The 16,714-nt window shown below is 53.9% G+C and carries 15 protein-coding genes and 5 tRNA genes; all 20 read right to left on the bottom strand.

Going from position 1 to position 16,714, the window contains the following annotated elements; translation table 11 throughout:
• Positions 1–5: 5 nt before the first annotated feature.
• Complete coding sequence (locus tag BUB44_RS07170; protein WP_073164619.1) at positions 6–257, bottom strand: L7Ae/L30e/S12e/Gadd45 family ribosomal protein; 252 nt, start codon at positions 255–257, stop codon at positions 6–8.
• A gap of 43 nt (positions 258–300) precedes the next feature.
• Positions 301–3,810, bottom strand: a complete 3,510-nt coding sequence (rpoC, locus tag BUB44_RS07165; protein WP_073164616.1) for a DNA-directed RNA polymerase subunit beta' — start codon at positions 3,808–3,810, stop codon at positions 301–303.
• Positions 3,811–3,984: 174 nt separating this feature from the next.
• Entirely contained in the window at positions 3,985–7,440 is a 3,456-nt protein-coding gene (gene rpoB, locus BUB44_RS07160; RefSeq protein WP_073164613.1) for a DNA-directed RNA polymerase subunit beta, read from the bottom strand.
• A 220-nt stretch (positions 7,441–7,660) separates the two neighbouring features.
• Complete coding sequence (locus BUB44_RS07155) at positions 7,661–8,068, bottom strand: response regulator (RefSeq protein WP_073164611.1); 408 nt, start codon at positions 8,066–8,068, stop codon at positions 7,661–7,663.
• Positions 8,069–8,083: 15 nt separating this feature from the next.
• A complete protein-coding gene (locus BUB44_RS07150; protein ID WP_073164608.1) occupies positions 8,084–8,311 on the bottom strand; it encodes a response regulator in 228 nt (75 codons plus the stop codon).
• The gene (locus BUB44_RS07145; RefSeq protein ID WP_073164605.1) at positions 8,278–8,880 is read right to left on the bottom strand and encodes a CheR family methyltransferase; all 603 of its coding nucleotides are present in this window, start codon (positions 8,878–8,880) and stop codon (positions 8,278–8,280) included. The genes BUB44_RS07150 and BUB44_RS07145 overlap by 34 nt, the downstream gene beginning before the upstream one ends.
• Positions 8,881–9,324: 444 nt before the next feature.
• Positions 9,325–9,711, bottom strand: coding sequence for a 50S ribosomal protein L7/L12 (gene rplL / locus BUB44_RS07140; protein ID WP_027357633.1), 387 nt, complete (start codon positions 9,709–9,711; stop codon positions 9,325–9,327).
• Between the two features lie 45 nt (positions 9,712–9,756).
• A complete protein-coding gene (rplJ, locus tag BUB44_RS07135) occupies positions 9,757–10,290 on the bottom strand; it encodes a 50S ribosomal protein L10 (RefSeq protein ID WP_027357632.1) in 534 nt (177 codons plus the stop codon).
• 224 nt (positions 10,291–10,514) lie between these two features.
• Entirely contained in the window at positions 10,515–11,213 is a 699-nt protein-coding gene (rplA, locus tag BUB44_RS07130) for a 50S ribosomal protein L1 (protein ID WP_027357631.1), read from the bottom strand.
• A gap of 55 nt (positions 11,214–11,268) precedes the next feature.
• On the bottom strand, positions 11,269–11,697 hold the full coding sequence (rplK, locus tag BUB44_RS07125) for a 50S ribosomal protein L11 (protein WP_027357630.1): 429 nt from the start codon (positions 11,695–11,697) through the stop codon (positions 11,269–11,271).
• Between the two features lie 24 nt (positions 11,698–11,721).
• Entirely contained in the window at positions 11,722–12,258 is a 537-nt protein-coding gene (nusG, locus tag BUB44_RS07120; RefSeq protein ID WP_027357629.1) for a transcription termination/antitermination protein NusG, read from the bottom strand.
• A gap of 49 nt (positions 12,259–12,307) precedes the next feature.
• Positions 12,308–12,616: a preprotein translocase subunit SecE gene (gene secE / locus BUB44_RS07115; protein WP_083543143.1), complete on the bottom strand. Its 309-nt coding sequence runs from the start codon at positions 12,614–12,616 to the stop codon at positions 12,308–12,310.
• Between the two features lie 49 nt (positions 12,617–12,665).
• Entirely contained in the window at positions 12,666–12,815 is a 150-nt protein-coding gene (gene rpmG / locus BUB44_RS07110) for a 50S ribosomal protein L33 (RefSeq protein WP_027357627.1), read from the bottom strand.
• A 217-nt stretch (positions 12,816–13,032) separates the two neighbouring features.
• Entirely contained in the window at positions 13,033–14,235 is a 1,203-nt protein-coding gene (gene tuf / locus BUB44_RS07105; protein ID WP_073164602.1) for an elongation factor Tu, read from the bottom strand.
• Positions 14,236–14,413: 178 nt separating this feature from the next.
• Positions 14,414–14,490 (bottom strand) — tRNA-Met (locus tag BUB44_RS07100).
• Between the two features lie 112 nt (positions 14,491–14,602).
• A tRNA-Thr gene (locus BUB44_RS07095) sits at positions 14,603–14,678 on the bottom strand.
• 1 nt (position 14,679) lies between these two features.
• A tRNA-Met gene (locus BUB44_RS07090) sits at positions 14,680–14,755 on the bottom strand.
• An 87-nt stretch (positions 14,756–14,842) separates the two neighbouring features.
• A tRNA-Tyr gene (locus tag BUB44_RS07085) sits at positions 14,843–14,928 on the bottom strand.
• An 11-nt stretch (positions 14,929–14,939) separates the two neighbouring features.
• Positions 14,940–15,015, bottom strand: a tRNA-Thr gene (locus BUB44_RS07080).
• 253 nt (positions 15,016–15,268) lie between these two features.
• The gene (locus tag BUB44_RS07075) at positions 15,269–16,678 is read right to left on the bottom strand and encodes a solute carrier family 23 protein (protein ID WP_034635645.1); all 1,410 of its coding nucleotides are present in this window, start codon (positions 16,676–16,678) and stop codon (positions 15,269–15,271) included.
• Positions 16,679–16,714 lie beyond the last annotated feature (36 nt).

Raw genomic sequence — 16,714 nt, 5'->3', positions numbered from 1 at the left:
GGCGGTTAATCTTCAATAACCGCCGCCGAGGCACATCCCACTTCAATATGGCAGGCTCTGCCCAGCTGGGACATGGTTTCCACCTCAACCAGGGGTATGTTTTTGGCTTGACAGGCCTGGATAATGGGATCAATGACATGACGCTCCGCATTTTTGGCTACGTATACAACCTTTGCCTGCCCCCGGTTAATGGCTTTCATGGTCTGCTTGGAACCCACCATTTTTTTGCGGGCGTTGGACAGCCGGGCCAAAGGCATGAGCTCTCCCCCCATGAAATCCAGACACTCTCATATCTTAACATCAGTCACGAATGTTGTCAATATTTTCGTCAGCCGCTGCCACATCAGCAGGCGCAAGATCTCCCTGCTGTTCTTCCTCCTTTTCTTCCAGCACCTGAATATTGCGGTAGCGGCTCATTCCTGTACCTGCAGGTACCAGCTTGCCGATGATCACGTTTTCCTTCAGCCCGATCAGGGGATCCACTTTCCCTTTAATGGCCGCTTCAGTTAATACCCGGGTGGTTTCCTGGAATGATGCAGCCGAAAGGAACGAATCGGTAGCCAGGGAAGCTTTGGTTATCCCCAGCAATACCGGCCGCGCCACGGCTTCTTTTCCACCTTTTTCCCGGATCCGGCGGTTTTCGTCTTCCAGTTCGAATTTATCGATTATACCACCGGGAAGCAGCTCTGTATCGCCGGGGTCCTCCACCCTGACCTTGCGCAGCATCTGGCGGATCATCACTTCAATGTGCTTGTCGTTGATATCCACGCCCTGCAGGCGGTATACCCGCTGCACCTCGTGCAGGAGGTAGGTATAAACACCGTGCAGCCCTTTAATTCTCAAAAGGTCATGGGGGTTGATGGAACCCTCGGTTAGCTCATCCCCGGCAGCAATCCGGTCCCCGGCATTAACTTTCAGGCGGGCACCATAGGGAACCTGGTAAGTATATTTTTCACCGCTGTCGGTGGTAATTTCCACCTCCCGGCGCCCCTTCACTTCCCGTATATCCACCACACCGTCGGCCTCGGCAATGATCGCCTGGCCTTTCGGGCGGCGGGCTTCAAAAAGTTCTTCCACCCTGGGCAGACCCTGGGTGATATCATCACCGGCCACGCCACCGGTGTGGAAGGTACGCATGGTTAACTGGGTGCCCGGCTCGCCAATGGATTGGGCGGCGATGATCCCCACGGCTTCCCCAATATCCACCATATGGCCGGTGGCCAGGTTGCGCCCGTAACATTTCACACACACGCCGTAGCGGGTTCTACAGGTAATCACCGAACGAATCCATACTTCTTTAATGCCCGCTTCAACGATAGCCCTGGCCTTCTCCTCGTTAATCTCCTCATCCGCCCGCACCAGCACCTCACCGGTTTCGGGGTGGATGATGTCATTTAATGCCACACGGCCCACCAGGCGGTCTTCCAGCTTTTCGATTACTTCCGTACCATCTTTAATTTCCTGTACCAGAATGCCCTCCCTGGTGCCGCAGTCTTCCTCGCGGACGATCACATCCTGAGCCACGTCCACCAGGCGCCGGGTAAGATAACCCGAGTCTGCGGTACGCAGGGCCGTGTCGGCCAGGCCCTTGCGGGCACCGTGGGTGGAAATGAAGTATTCCAGTACGGCCAGCCCTTCCCGGAAATTGGACTTAATGGGTACGGGTATAATCCGCCCCGAAGGGTCGGCCATTAGTCCCCGCATGCCGGCCAGCTGGCGAATCTGCTGGATATTACCCCGGGCCCCGGAATTGGCCATCATATACACCGGGTTGAATTTATCAAGGACATTAAGCAGGGACCTGGTAACTTTATCGGTAGCTTCGTTCCAGATGGTGATGATCTTACGATAACGCTCCTCTTCCGTAATCAACCCCCGGCGGTACTGGGTTTCCACCGTTTCCACCTGCTTGTCGGCCTCCGCCAGGATCTCCTTTTTCTCCGGGGGAATTATAATGTCGGAAGTGCTGATGGTAACCCCGGCCCGGGTGGCAAAGTGAAAGCCCACGGTCTTAATGCCGTCCAGCATGGCAGCCGTAGCCGAGTACCCCAGCTTGCGGTAGCAGTCATCCACCAGCTGTACCAGGCTCTTCTTGTCCATGACGGTGTTCAGGTAGCCCAGCTCCTTGGGGACCACTTCATTGAAAATGATCCTGCCCACGGTGGTCTCCATCCGCTCCCCGTTGGGCTGGCGCACCTGAACCCGGGCCTGCAGGCTTACGGCCCCGTTATAATAGGCCATAATTGCTTCCTCATAGTCCTTGAAAACCTTCCCCTCTCCGGGCGCGCCGGGCTTCTCCATGGTCAGGTAATAACAACCGAGGACCATATCCTGCGTGGGAATGGTCACCGGCCGGCCGTCTTTGGGGTTCAATATGTTGTGCGAAGAGAGCATGAGCAGCCGGGCTTCCGCCTGGGCTTCCGCCGACAGGGGCACGTGCACGGCCATCTGGTCGCCGTCAAAGTCGGCGTTATAAGCCGTGCAAACCATGGGGTGGATCTGGATGGCCCGACCTTCCACCAGGACAGGCTCAAAGGCCTGGATACCGAGCCGGTGCAGCGTGGGGGCCCGGTTTAAAAGCACCGGGTGCTCCCTGATCACCTCTTCCAGCACATCCCATACTTCGGGGCGCACCCGTTCCACCATACGCTTGGCGCTCTTGATGTTGTGGGCCAGACCCTTGTTCACCAGCTGCTTCATGACAAAGGGCTTGAAGAGCTCCAGGGCCATCTCCTTGGGCAGGCCGCACTGGTGCAGCTTCAGGGTGGGACCAACCACAATCACGGAACGGCCGGAGTAATCCACCCGCTTGCCCAGGAGGTTCTGGCGGAATCGCCCCTGCTTGCCTTTGAGCATATCGCTTAGAGATTTCAAGGGCCGGTTTCCGGGGCCGGTAACGGGACGCCCCCGGCGCCCGTTGTCAATAAGGGCATCCACCGCTTCCTGGAGCATGCGCTTTTCATTGCGCACGATTATATCGGGAGCCCCTAAATCCAGTAGCCGCTTCAAGCGGTTATTACGGTTGATAACCCGCCGGTATAAATCATTTAAATCCGAGGTGGCAAAGCGGCCTCCATCAAGCTGGACCATGGGACGGAGTTCGGGGGGGATTACCGGAATGACATCCAGAATCATCCATTCGGGCCGGTTACCGGATTTGCGAAAAGCTTCCACCACTTCCAGGCGGCGAATGGCCCTCACCCGGCGCTGACCGCTAACTTCCTTGAGCTCCTGGCGCAGTTCCCGGCTCATTTCGTCCAGGTCGATTTCGGCCAGGAGTTCCTTGATCGCCTCGGCACCCATCCCCGCTTTAAAGGCATTGCCGTACTTCTCCCGGTACTCCCGGTATTCCGTTTCCGTAAGCAGCTGTTTTTTAATCAGGGGAGTATTACCCGGATCGATAACAATATATGACACAAAATAAAGAACTTTTTCCAGCGCGCGGGGCGACATGTCCAGAAGCAGGCCCATGCGGCTGGGAATACCTTTAAAGTACCAGACGTGGGACACGGGGGCAGCAAGTTCGATATGCCCCAGGCGCTCCCGGCGCACCTTCGAACGGGTAACCTCCACGCCACAGCGATCGCACACCACGCCTTTGTAGCGTACCCGTTTGTATTTACCGCAATGGCACTCCCAGTCCCTGGTGGGGCCGAAAATTCGTTCACAGAAGAGGCCGTCCCTCTCCGGCTTTAATGTCCGGTAGTTGATTGTTTCCGGCTTCTTCACCTCGCCGCTGGACCATTTGCGGATCATGTCCGAGGAAGCCAGGCCAATGCGGATGCGGTCAAAGTTATTTAAATCCAGCAAAGGATCTCTCTCCCTTCGCTAAAGATTATCGCCGGTTCCACCGGGCTGGCCAAACCGCCCTCAACAGCCGTATAAACCCTTCCGGCATGGATGCGGTGCCGCCGGCGCAAAGCGCTGAAGCAGGCCTGGACAGCACCGCAATTATACGGACCAGCTCATGCACCTATTTTCCCACTAATAATCATCCGGCTCCGTATCCTCAACATCCACATCCAGAACCTCATCGGGCAGCTCAACGGGGAAATCTTCCTCTTCCTCGTAGTCATCCCGCTCCTCTTCAGCCTCCGCGTTCGAATCATAATCCTTTTCCTGCCGGGGCTCCGGGGCAGGAATATCAAGGCCGAGGTCGCGGGCAGTTTCCTGCATATCATCATCCACTTCTTTAATTTCGATTTCCTCATCATCCTCCGAGAGGACCCTTACATCCAGGGCCAGGCTCTGCAATTCTTTGATCAATACTTTGAAGGATTCGGGTACACCCGGCTCGGGTACGTTTTCCCCTTTGACTATAGCCTCATACGTCTTAACCCGGCCCACAACATCGTCGGATTTTACCGTCAGAATTTCCTGCAGCGTATAGGCTGCACCATAGGCTTCCAGCGCCCATACCTCCATCTCGCCGAAACGCTGGCCGCCAAACTGGGCCTTACCACCGAGAGGCTGCTGGGTAACCAGGGAATAGGGGCCGGTAGAGCGGGCGTGAATCTTATCGTCCACCAGGTGAGCCAGCTTGAGCATGTACAGGTAACCCACGGTGATGGGGTTGTCAAAGGGCTCACCGGTACGTCCATCGTAAAGGGTTATCTTGCCGTCCCGGGGTAACCCGGCCTTCTCCAGGAACTCCAGGATATCTTCTTCCGTAGCCCCGTTAAAGACCGGTGTGGAAACATGGTATCCCAGCACCTTGGCCGCCCAACCCAGGTGAGTCTCCATCACCTGGCCCAGGTTCATCCGTGAGGGCACGCCCAGGGGGTTCAGTACTATTTCCACCGGTGTGCCGTCAGGGAGGAACGGCATATCCTCCTCGGGCAGGATCCGGGCAATAACCCCCTTGTTCCCGTGGCGGCCGGCCATTTTATCGCCTTCGGATATCTTGCGTTTCTGAGCCACATAAACCCTGACCAGCTGGTTAACCCCCGGAGGCAGTTCATCGCCCTTTTCCCGGGAAAATACTTTTACGTCCACCACTTTCCCGGACTCGCCGTGGGGCACCCTCAATGAGGTGTCACGTACCTCCCGGGCCTTTTCACCAAAAATGGCCCGCAGCAGGCGCTCTTCGGCGGTGAGCTCGGTTTCCCCTTTGGGCGTAACTTTGCCCACAAGAATGTCCCCGGGACGCACCTCCGCTCCCACCCGGATAATGCCCCGCTCGTCCAGATCCTTCAAGATTTCCTCACCGACGTTGGGAATATCCCTGGTAATTTCCTCCGGGCCGAGCTTGGTATCCCGGGCATCGCACTCGTACTCCTCTATGTGTATTGAGGTAAAATAATCATCCTTAACAAGCTTCTCGCTGACCAGGATGGCGTCCTCGTAGTTGTAACCTTCCCAGGGCATGAAGGCCACCAGCACGTTACGGCCCAGGGCCAGCTCTCCCTGGTCGGTGGAGGGACCGTCGGCAATTACCTGGCCCGCCTCAACCCTGTCACCCTTATTTACAATAGGCTTTTGATTGATGCAGGTCCCCTGGTTGGAACGGGCAAATTTAATCAGTTTATAGGTATCCAGCTTACCGCTGTCGGTGCGAACCACGATTTCATTGGCCGTTACCCGTTCGACCACGCCGCTGTTTTTGGCAATAACCACCACACCTGAATCCCGGGCGGCTTTATATTCCAGCCCCGTACCCACCAGGGGTGCCTCGGCTTTTATCAGGGGTACGGCCTGGCGCTGCATGTTGGCACCCATCAACGCCCGGTTGGCATCGTCGTGCTCCAGGAAAGGAATCAGGGAAGTGGCCACGCTGAAGACCTGCTTGGGCGATACATCCATGTAATCAACCCTGTCCACGGGCACCACAATAATCTCGTGGCCGTGGCGGGCATTTACCCGATCTTCCAGAAAATAACCGTTCTCGTCCACGGGGGCATTGGCCTGGGCAATAACCAGATCTTCTTCCTCATCGGCGGTAAGGTAGACGATTTCGTCGGTGACCCTCCGCTCCTCTTTATTTACCTTGCGGTAGGGCGTTTCAATAAAGCCAAAGTGGTTAATCCGGGCATAGCAGGACAGTGAACCGATCAGACCGATGTTGGGACCTTCCGGCGTTTCAATGGGACACATACGGCCGTAGTGGGAATGGTGTACGTCCCGCACTTCAAAACCGGCTCTTTCCCGGCTCAATCCCCCCGGCCCCAGGGCCGACAGGCGGCGCTTGTGGGTCAGCTCGGCCAGGGGATTGGTCTGGTCCATAAACTGGGAGAGCTGGCTGGAGCCGAAAAATTCCTTTATGGCTGCTACCACCGGCCGGATGTTGATAAGAACCTGGGGAGTAATGACATCCACATCCTGGATAGTCATTCTCTCCCGCACCACCCGCTCCATGCGGGACAAGCCTATGCGGAACTGGTTTTGCAGCAACTCACCCACTGAACGCAGGCGCCGGTTACCCAGGTGATCAATGTCATCCACCTGGCCCTCCCCATCCATCAGGCGCAAAAGGTACTTAATGGTAGCAATGATATCCCCGGGTGTCAGTTCCCGGATAAATTCCCGGTTCTTTGGCACCTCCCGCTTCAGATAGGGGTCCCATTCCGTTGGCCCCTGACCGTCATCATTAAAGCGGTAAAGAACGTCGTGCTTCAGCTTCTTCCAGATTTTATAGCGACCCACGTTGGCCAGGTCATAACGCTTGGGATCAAAAAACAGTGAATGAAGCAGAGAGCGGGCGCTCTCCACCGTGGGGGGCTCTCCGGGCCGCAACCGCTTGTAAATTTCTACCAGGGCTTCCTCTTCCGAATCGGTATTGTCTCTGGTCAGGGTTTCCTGTATATACTTGTTACCTTCAAACAGGTCGATAATCATTACATTGGAGCTGTATCCCAGGGCCCGAACCAGCACAGTAACCGGGATTTTACGGGTACGGTCAACGCGTACGAAAACATGGTCGTTTACGTCGGTTTCAAATTCCAGCCACGCCCCCCGGTTGGGGATAATGGTGGCGGTATAAATTTTCTTGCCACTGGGATCGAGCTGTTCGGCAAAGTAAACCCCGGGTGAACGCACCAGCTGGCTGACAATCACCCGCTCGGCACCGTTGATGATAAAAGTACCCTTTTCGGTCATGAGGGGGAAATCCCCCATGAAAACTTCCTGTTCTTTTACCTCTCCCGTTTCTTTATTTATCAGGCGAACCTTTACCCTTAAGGGCGCCGCGTAGGTGACATCACGCTCCTTGCATTCCTCGACGGAATACTTGGGTTCACCAAGGGTATAGTCCAGGAACTCAAGGACCAGATTCCCGGTGAAATCCTGGATTGGTGAAACATCATGAAAAACCTCGCGCAATCCCTCCCTCAAAAACCAGTCATAGGAATTGCGCTGCACTTCGATTAAATTGGGCAATCCCAGAACTTCCCGGAACTTGGCAAAACTCCACCTGGTTCTCTTCCCGGCGCTTGCAGTATCCATTGAGAGCTTCACACCCCCCAAAATTAAAAAACAACGAAAAGCAAGGTTTTCCCCCGTGTTGAAAACCTCGCTTTCCTGCGCAACATAAAAAGCTATGCCTGGTTATTATTTCCGCAAAGAAAATTATTCATACATACCGGATACGGAATTAAAATCCGGTCCCCGTTCCGCACACATTTGCATGGACGTTTAGACATGATAGCATATTCCAACTGGGTTGTCAAGGGCTGGTTTTAAGAGAGGGCTTATCATCCCGGTCATTTTTCTCAACAAATTTTTTAATCCGGGATAGAAAATCATGGACACGAATTGGTTTGCTGATATAATCATCACACCCGGCTGCCAGGGCCTTCTCCGCATCTCCCTTCATGGCATAGGCTGTCACAGCCAGGACAGGAATATCCCGCGTGGCAGGATCTCCCTTCAACAGCCTAGCGACCTGCAACCCGTCCATTCCGGGCAGCTCAATATCCAGGAGAATTAAATCGGGCTTCTCCCGGCGCACCATCTCCAGACCTTGTTCCGCAGTGGCTGCTTCCCTGGTTTTGTAACCATAGGCCTGCAAAATTTCCCGGACCAGCTTGGTGTTCAGGGGATTATCTTCAATGATCACAACCAGCGGCGCCATAAATCTCCTTCCCCCTTAACTGTTACAAAGGGCTTTTATACGGGCCAGAAACTGCTCTCTGGAGATCTGGCCCTTCCGGGTGACTGCCGCCACCCGTTCTTCCAGTGTACGCCTTTCTTCCTCCGTCAAATCCCTGGCCGTCAGGACAAATATACGCGTATCCGAACATTCAGGGTGTGCGGCAAGTTCGTCAATCACCTCAAAACCGGTCATATCTGGCATGAGCAGGTCCAGAATAAGCACCTGGGGCCTCTGATCCGGTAGCGGCTGCCTTCGCGGCGGAAATATTTTTTTAGAAAGTAACTATCCACCTCCGCCAGCATCTCCACGGGGTATTCGCCCAGCCCAACCAGGGAATCCCGGTCAATATCCGTGGCCACCACCCTGGCTTTTAAAGAGGGGAAACGGGTCTCCTTTATATGCTCCAGCAATATGGCCATTGAATAGGCTTCCTGTCCCTGGGCACAGCCGGCGGACCAGACACAGAGATAAGATGCTGCCCCGGCCAGCCGGGGCAGTACCTCCCGGGCCAGAACCCGGAAGACATGGGGATCCCGGAAAAAGCGCGATACCTTAATGGTTAAGGAGTTAATCAGCCGGTCATATTCCTCGGGCCGGGATTTCAGAAGGTTCAAATACTCCCGGCAGGTGGTGCAACCGGTGGCCGCCAGGCGACGGCTCAAACGCCGCTGGACGGTAGAGGACCGGTAACCCCTTAAATCCACCCCCCGGGCTAAATAAAGTTGTTCCAGCACATCCCCGGGAAAAGGGTCATCCCGAAAACCGGTTGCCGTTCCCTCACTATCAGTCATTCCGCAGACACCTTTCCTTTGGAAAGGACAGAATGAAGACATTCTCGCCATATGTCCTGGTTTTACAGCAGGAGCGACCCGGAGTGAGCGCTGTCGGGCCAGACCATGCCGCGAACAGGATGTTTGCAGAAGCCACCTGAACACAGGAGATGTGAATGTGGCCGGAACCCGCCGGACCCGGGCCGGGGCCTTAAGGCCTGCCCAGAGAAACGACCGGGAACGACGAGTAAAACCAGGGCACACCCCGGGGGCACTTTGTCGCCAGCCTGACATTTTCTTTTGGAAAGGAGTATAGATCGTGAAAATTTATGCGTCAATGTAACATTTGCCATAACGGAAGAATCTTAGCAAATTAACATGGTACAGGGGCAAAGATTGCGTTTAAAATAAACGGGCCACACCACCTCCAGGCAGTGTGACCCGTAATACTGGCCTGCGGTGAATTTACTTGATTTCCACCGTAGCGCCCTGCTCTTCCAGTTTGGCCTTGATGGCCTCGGCTTCTTCTTTGCTTACCTTTTCCTTAATGGGCTTGGGAACATTATCTACCACTTCCTTGGCTTCCTTCAAGCCGAGGCCGGTAATTTCCCGTACCACTTTGATAACGTTGATCTTCTTATCACCCACAGCGGTGAGAATGACATCAAACTCGGTTTGCTCCTCCTCGGCTGCCGGCGCAGCAGCGGGGCCTGCAGCAGCCGGGGCAGCGGCCACGGCCACAGGAGCAGCAGCGCTTACGCCAAATTCCTCTTCAAACTTTTTGACCAGCTCGGCCAGCTCCAGTACGGTCAATCCCTTTACAGCTTCGAGAATTTCATTAACCTTGGACATTAACTCTGACCTCCTTGATATATCTTGCGTTCAATGGCAATTTTCTCAAGTAGTTGCCTCCCCGGCCTTCTGCCTGCGTACAGCATCCAGCACATAAACCAGGTTGCGCAGGAGACCCTGCAGGGAGCAGGCAAAACCATACAGGGGAGCCTTCATACCACCGGCCACCTTGGCCAGCAGGACCTCCCGGGAGGGCAGGTCGGCCAGGCGGCGAACAGCCTCCACATCAATGACCTTACCTTCCAGAATCCCGGCCTTTATTTCCAGCTGTTTAAATTCACGGGCCAGCTCGGACAGGACCTTGGCCGGAGCCACAGGATCCTCGTAACCAAAGGCAATGGCCGTAGGCCCTTCCAGGTAGGGCTCCAGTCCTTCCAAACCCGCTTCTTTCGCCGCCAGGCGGGTCAGGGTATTTTTAGCCACCTTCAGCTCACTGCCCGACTCCCTGAGGCGCCGGCGAACCCTGGTCATGGACGTAACATCCAGCCCGCGAAAATCAGTAAGAACAGCGGCTTTGCTTTTCCGGAACTTTTCCGTCAGGTCAGCCAGTATGGCCTGTTTTTCTTCCCTGGTAGGCATAAAATCCGGTTACACCCCCTTTCCGTTGTTCAAGAACCAAAATGGGCGGGCACCTGCAGCAAAAGACACAGGGCCCGCCCATAGAAAGGCAGCAGCTTATTCAAAACCCCGGCCTCGGTTGGCGGCAGATGCCATTAAGTACAGGACACCAACTGTCTACAGCTAGGTGCGGTTATGAAGTTTTTAAGTACATGTCCGTTGAATCGCATTGGTGCCGCGTTGCCTCAGGCGGTTATCTTCAGGTGATTCACCTTAACCCCCGGCCCCATGGTGGAAGAGACGGTAATACCCTTAATGTACTGGCCTTTGGTGGTGGCCGGTTTAACCCGGATCAGCTGTTCCACCAGGGTGCGCAGGTTCTCGGTCAGTTTTTCCACGTCAAAGGATACCTTTCCTATAGGAGCATGGATTATACCGGCCTTATCTACCCGGTATTCTATCTTACCTGCTTTTACTTCTTTAACTGCCTGGGCTACATCAAAGGTAACCGTACCGGTCTTGGGGTTGGGCATCAGTCCCCGCGGGCCCAGAATCCGGCCCAGGCGGCCAACCAGGCTCATCATGTCGGGAGTGGCAATGGCCACGTCAAAACCCAGCCATCCTTCCTGCTGGATCTTGGCCACCATATCTTCCGCCCCAACAAAATCCGCACCGGCTTCCTCGGCCTCCTTAGCCTTTTCCCCTTTGGCAAAAACCAGTACAGTCCTTGTCTTACCGGTTCCATGGGGCAGGACCACCGCTCCCCGCACCTGCTGGTCCGCATGCCGGGGGTCCACGCCCAGTTTTACAGCTACCTCTACGGTTTCGTCAAATTTAGCCGAAGCCATCTCCTTCACCAGAGCCAGGGCCTCGGCAGGATCGTACAGCTTTGTACGGTCCACTTTCTTGGCTGCCTCCAGGTATTTCTTGCCATGTCGCGGCATCTTCTCAACCTCCTTTGTGGTCCTGGCGGAATATTTCCTCCCACTGCCGTGCAGCCTACCCCTCAACAACTTCGATGCCCATGCTGCGGGCAGTTCCCATAATCATGCGCATGGCAGCTTCAATATCGTTGGCATTGAGGTCCTGCATCTTTGTTTCGGCAATCTCCCGTACTTTAGACAGGGGGATCTTGGCCACCTTCTTCCGGTTGGGTTCACCGGAAGCGGTTTCTATACCGCAGGCCTTTTTCAACAGCACCGCAGCCGGCGGTGTCTTACAGATAAAGGTGAAGCTGCGATCCTCATAAACGGTTATTTCCACCGGAATAATCAGGCCAGCCTGCGCAGCCGTGCGCTCGTTAAATTCCTTAACAAAGGCCATAATATTCACCCCGTGCTGGCCCAGAGCCGGACCAACCGGCGGTGCCGGGGTGGCTTTTCCTGCAGGAACCTGTAGCTTGACTACTGCCGCCACTCTTTTTGCCATATATCATGAACACCTCCTTGCCGCCTATATCTTCTCCACCTGGGAAAAATCCAGCTCCACGGGAGTTTCCCGCCCAAACATGGAGATCATTACCTTTAATTTTCCCTTGTCGGGATCGATTTCTTCAATAATACCTTCAAAATTTTCAAAGGGACCGGAAGTAACCCGCACACGCTCATTAACATTTAAATCAACGCGCGGGCGCGGGGTCTCGGATAAAGTCTTCCCAATTATCTGCATGGCCTCTTCATCGGTCAGGGGGATGGGTCTGGAACCGGAACCAACAAACCCGGTAACGCCGGGAGTATTGCGCACCACATACCAGGAATCATCGGTCATGATCATTTCCACCAGCACATAACCGGGGTAGATCTTTTTCTTGACTATTTTTTTCTTGCCGTCCTTTATCTCCACCTCGTCCTCCATGGGTACGAGGATGCGAAATATTTTATCCTCCATGTTCATGGACTCGATCCGCTTTTCCAGGTTCGCCTTTACTTTATTTTCATACCCCGAGTAGGTATGAATAACGTACCAGTGTTTTTCACCCTTTTCACCCATAAATACAAGGGACCTCAAGAAAACTTAAGGCCCCCCACCCCCTTGGCCCTTATTTAATGATCAATTCCAGCAATCGGCTCAGCAGCGAATCGAAGATCCAGATCAGGATGCCAACGATGGTGACGGCCACCAGCACCACACTCGTATAAATAACTATCTCCCGCCGGTTAGGCCAGTGAACCTTTTTCAGTTCGCTGTAAACCCCGCGAAAATAGCTCCTCACCTGTTCTACGCGGTTCACCTTTTCCTTTTTCACCGGAAGCCGTTTTTCAGGCTTTTTTACTGCCCTGGCCCCATCGCGAACCGCCACTTCGTTCCGGGAACCATCCCTTTTGATTAATCCTTTCAACGGTGTCATGTTCAGCCACATCCTCAATCCTCATTACCTGACTGCCACGGCGGGAAAGTTAACGGGTTTCTTTATGCAGGGTATGGGTATGACAGAACTTGCAGTACTTTTTCAACTCAATCCGGTTGGGGTCATTTTTCTTATTCTTTGTGGTAGTATAATTCCGACGCTTGCATTCCGTGCAGGCCAGAGTAACACTAACCCGCATCGTGGCCACCTCCTAAAATAAAAAACACTTGCCCATATACCTGGAATTAACCTTATCCACTGTAACATAATTCCCCGGTGATGTCAATAGTGGCCCCTGCTCCGGTGCACCCATAATATCTCCAGGTAACAATTTTAACCATGGTTCTTATAAGCTAAACCATAAGCGATGAAGAAGGAATTGGCTGGCAATTCCTTCTTCATCTGCCCTGCTGAAATTACTCCACAATCTGGGTGACCACGCCGGCTCCGACGGTGCGGCCGCCTTCCCGGATGGCAAAGCGCAGCCCTTCTTCAATGGCAATGGGGGTAATCAGCTTGATCTCCAGCTGAATGTTGTCCCCGGGCATTACCATCTCCACTCCCTCGGGCAGCGTTATCGTCCCCGTTACGTCCGTGGTCCGGAAGTAAAACTGCGGCCGGTACCCGTTGAAGAACGGCGTGTGCCGCCCACCTTCTTCCTTGGTCAGCACGTATACTTCTGCCTTGAACTGGGTGTGCGGCTTGATGCTGCCCGGCTTCGCCAGCACCATCCCCCGCTCAACTTCCTTGCGCTCTATACCGCGCAAAAGACATCCAATGTTGTCCCCGGCTTCACCACGGTCCAGAATCTTCCGGAACATCTCCACTCCCGTGACCACCGTCTTCTTCGGCTTCTCCATCAATCCTACGATCTCTACTTCATCGCCCACCTTCACCGTGCCCCGCTCTACACGACCGGTCACCACTGTGCCGCGCCCCGTAATGCTGAACACGTCTTCTATGGGCATCAGGAAGGGTTTGTCAATGTTCCGCTGCGGCGTCGGAATGCATTCGTCCACCGCATCCATCAGTTCCCAGATGGATTTGCACCATTCACATTCACGCTTCCCGCAGCCGCATTCCAGGGCCTTCAACGCCGAACCGGTGATCACAGGTACGTCGTCACCGGGAAATTCATAAGTCGACAGCAACTCCCGTACTTCCATCTCCACCAGCTCTAACAGCTCCGGGTCATCCACCATGTCCGCCTTGTTCAGGTACACCACAATGTACGGCACTTCCACCTGACGCGCCAGCAAAATGTGCTCCCGCGTCTGCGGCATGGGACCGTCCGCCGCCGATACCACCAGTATCGCCCCGTCCATCTGGGCCGCACCGGTGATCATGTTCTTTACGTAGTCCGCGTGACCGGGACAGTCCACGTGGGCATAGTGCCTCTTCTCTGTCTCGTATTCCACGTGAGCGGTGTTGATCGTTATGCCCCGCTCCCGCTCTTCCGGCGCATTGTCTATTTCTTCGTATTTCTTCACCTGCGCCTTACCCACCGTCGCCAGCACCGTCGTAATCGCCGCCGTCAATGTGGTCTTCCCGTGGTCCACGTGCCCAATCGTCCCTACGTTCACGTGGGGTTTCGTCCGCTCAAATTTGGCCTTGGCCATAGTCTTCTTCTCCTCCTCCTCACGTTAACCCACTTTTTTACACACTTCTAAATTATTACCACTTTTCTTTAAATCATGCAATATAAGCCACAGGACACAAGATTCGCTAAAGGGCTCAAAATTCCTGCTGCACAAAATAAAAATCACCAGCTTTCCAGTCAAGCTGGTGATTCACCTGTGGTAGCGGCGCAGGGACTCGAACCCCGGACACAGCGGGTATGAACCGCTTGCTCTAACCAGCTGAGCTACGCCGCCATCAATGGAAGTCAGCTGTCGGATATCGGAAGTCAGAATTGATTACCCTCAATAGACCTGATGCCACGCAACTCCCTCCGACTTCAGACTTCCGACTTCTGACCTCTGAAACTGGAGCCACTAACCGGGATTGAACCGGTGACCTCGTCCTTACCAAGGACGCGCTCTACCTACTGAGCTATAGTGGCATGGTTGCGGGGGTAGGATTTGAACCTACGACCTTCGGGTTATGAGCCCGACGAGCTACCAGCTGCTCCACCCCGCGTCGTAAAGTTACCACATTATATTATAACACAGAACCGGAACTCTTTCAAACCCTATTCTCTTGAAAAAGTCCGGTTGATAAATAAGGTGGTGGAGGGGGCAGGATTCGAACCTGCGAAGGCGTCAGCCGGCAGATTTACAGTCTGCTCCCTTTGACCACTCGGGAACCCCTCCACGGGAAAAACTGGAGCCGGCGATGGGACTCGAACCCGCAACCTGCTGATTACAAGTCAGCTGCTCTGCCAGTTGAGCTACGCCGGCCTGTTTCACTTTCTCCTGGCGCAGTTTTTATATTAGCAGAAAAGCATCGCCGTGTCAATACCCAACCCGCACTGTGTTCGCCGGGCTTTTTATCCGCTGTCAACATAAACTCCTGCAGGACAACGACGGCTGGAACGCGGGAAATTCGGAAATGGAACTCCTTCATGCTACCTGCCGGAATGACAATTAATAAGGCGGGGGGGGGGAATTCCCCCACCGCCCCCGGACCAAAATCTTTTGAACATCACCAATATTAACAGCCGGTAGCCTTTTCAGCTGGCTGAAAAACTTCTTCTTCTGAGAACAATTTGGGAGTAGAGTCACCATGGAAGAAATTACGCCCGTAGACCAGCAAGCACATGATTATTCCCGCACCGAAGGCGTAAGCTGCTCCTTTGGCCAGTAGCATACCTCCCACTATGCCTGCAATACCCAGGTCTTTAATATTTCTTGATTCTTTAACTCCCACATACAGGGAAACAAATCCCTGGATAAGCATGGTCAGAGAGAGGGCCACCGGCAGAATCGGTCTTACCAGGCTAACTATAGGTAAAATGAAGTAGCCCGTCAGAGTCCCGAACCGGAAAGAACCCACCCCACCAATGGAAGAATCCATCGCCGCCCGGCCATTTTTCCATCTTTCATAAGTCACTACGGTCATGGCTGCCCAGATAGGCCCGCACATGGAGATATCGGGGCCGAGAATACTCATTCCGGTGTTACGCAGCCCAACTACCAGGTGCGCCCGGCTGGGGTTATAGTCGACAGGATCGTCGGGCCGGAATTTTTGAGCATCCTTGATAATAGCCTGGCACTGAACGGCATCCCCAAATATTACTATATAAGCAGCCAGGACAAGGGGGAAAGCTTTAATGTAATAGTCAATCGAAGGCCAGCCGAGTGTACCCCATGGTACCCAATCGGTCCACAGAGTAGCAAAGTCGGGACGTGAGATACCCCATTCAATTGCCGGGAAACCACTTTCCTTGACTAAAGCTGCCACAAACACCGCTAACAATATGGACGGTAAAATACCCAGGTTGGAAATAATACGGGCAACCTTGTTCCTTTCAGCCAGTTTTTTAAAGGATTCGGCATACATCATCCAAAAGGCAAGACCAATAGCAATGGTAATAGTGATGGGGAATTGTTCAAAACGTCCTCCCTTTTGAAAGATCATATATATGGCTGATATACCAGCCCCAATAATCACTCCAGATTTAATGGCCGGCGGAATTGAAGCAATTACCTTGTTTGCTAATCCCGTAACCCCCAGAAAGAGACACCACAATCCTAACAAAAGCTCAAAAGCAATTAATGCGTGCATTCTTTCCGGTCCTTGCGGAAAACTGGAAACATAAGCTACAAGTAACGGGATGGCAGGTGTTACCCAACCGGGTACCACAGGGTCACCCAACAGAGCGTGCAGACAGTAAAAAATACCGTTTAACACTACAATGGCCAGGGCTACCTCAAAGGGCATACCCAGGGTATCCTGTAAAACCGGGATAATAGACAAGCAGACGGCACACATAACCAGTCCCTGAATGTAATCCGCCCACTCCCAGCGGTAATGTACGCCAGGCAATCTAATTTTAAAGGGGCCCAAAGGCCAGTACGGTACTTCAACACCATCGGGTCTAATAGCGCGCCAGTTCCTCATGTTTTATTTCTCCTCCTTAAATTCTTCATAATAAAA

It is taken from the genome of Desulfofundulus australicus DSM 11792, from assembly GCF_900129285.1.
Classification (GTDB): domain Bacteria; phylum Bacillota; class Desulfotomaculia; order Desulfotomaculales; family Desulfovirgulaceae; genus Desulfofundulus; species Desulfofundulus australicus.
The sequence above is the reverse complement of the archived record's forward strand: the minus strand, read 5'-3'. Positions and strand labels throughout refer to the sequence as shown.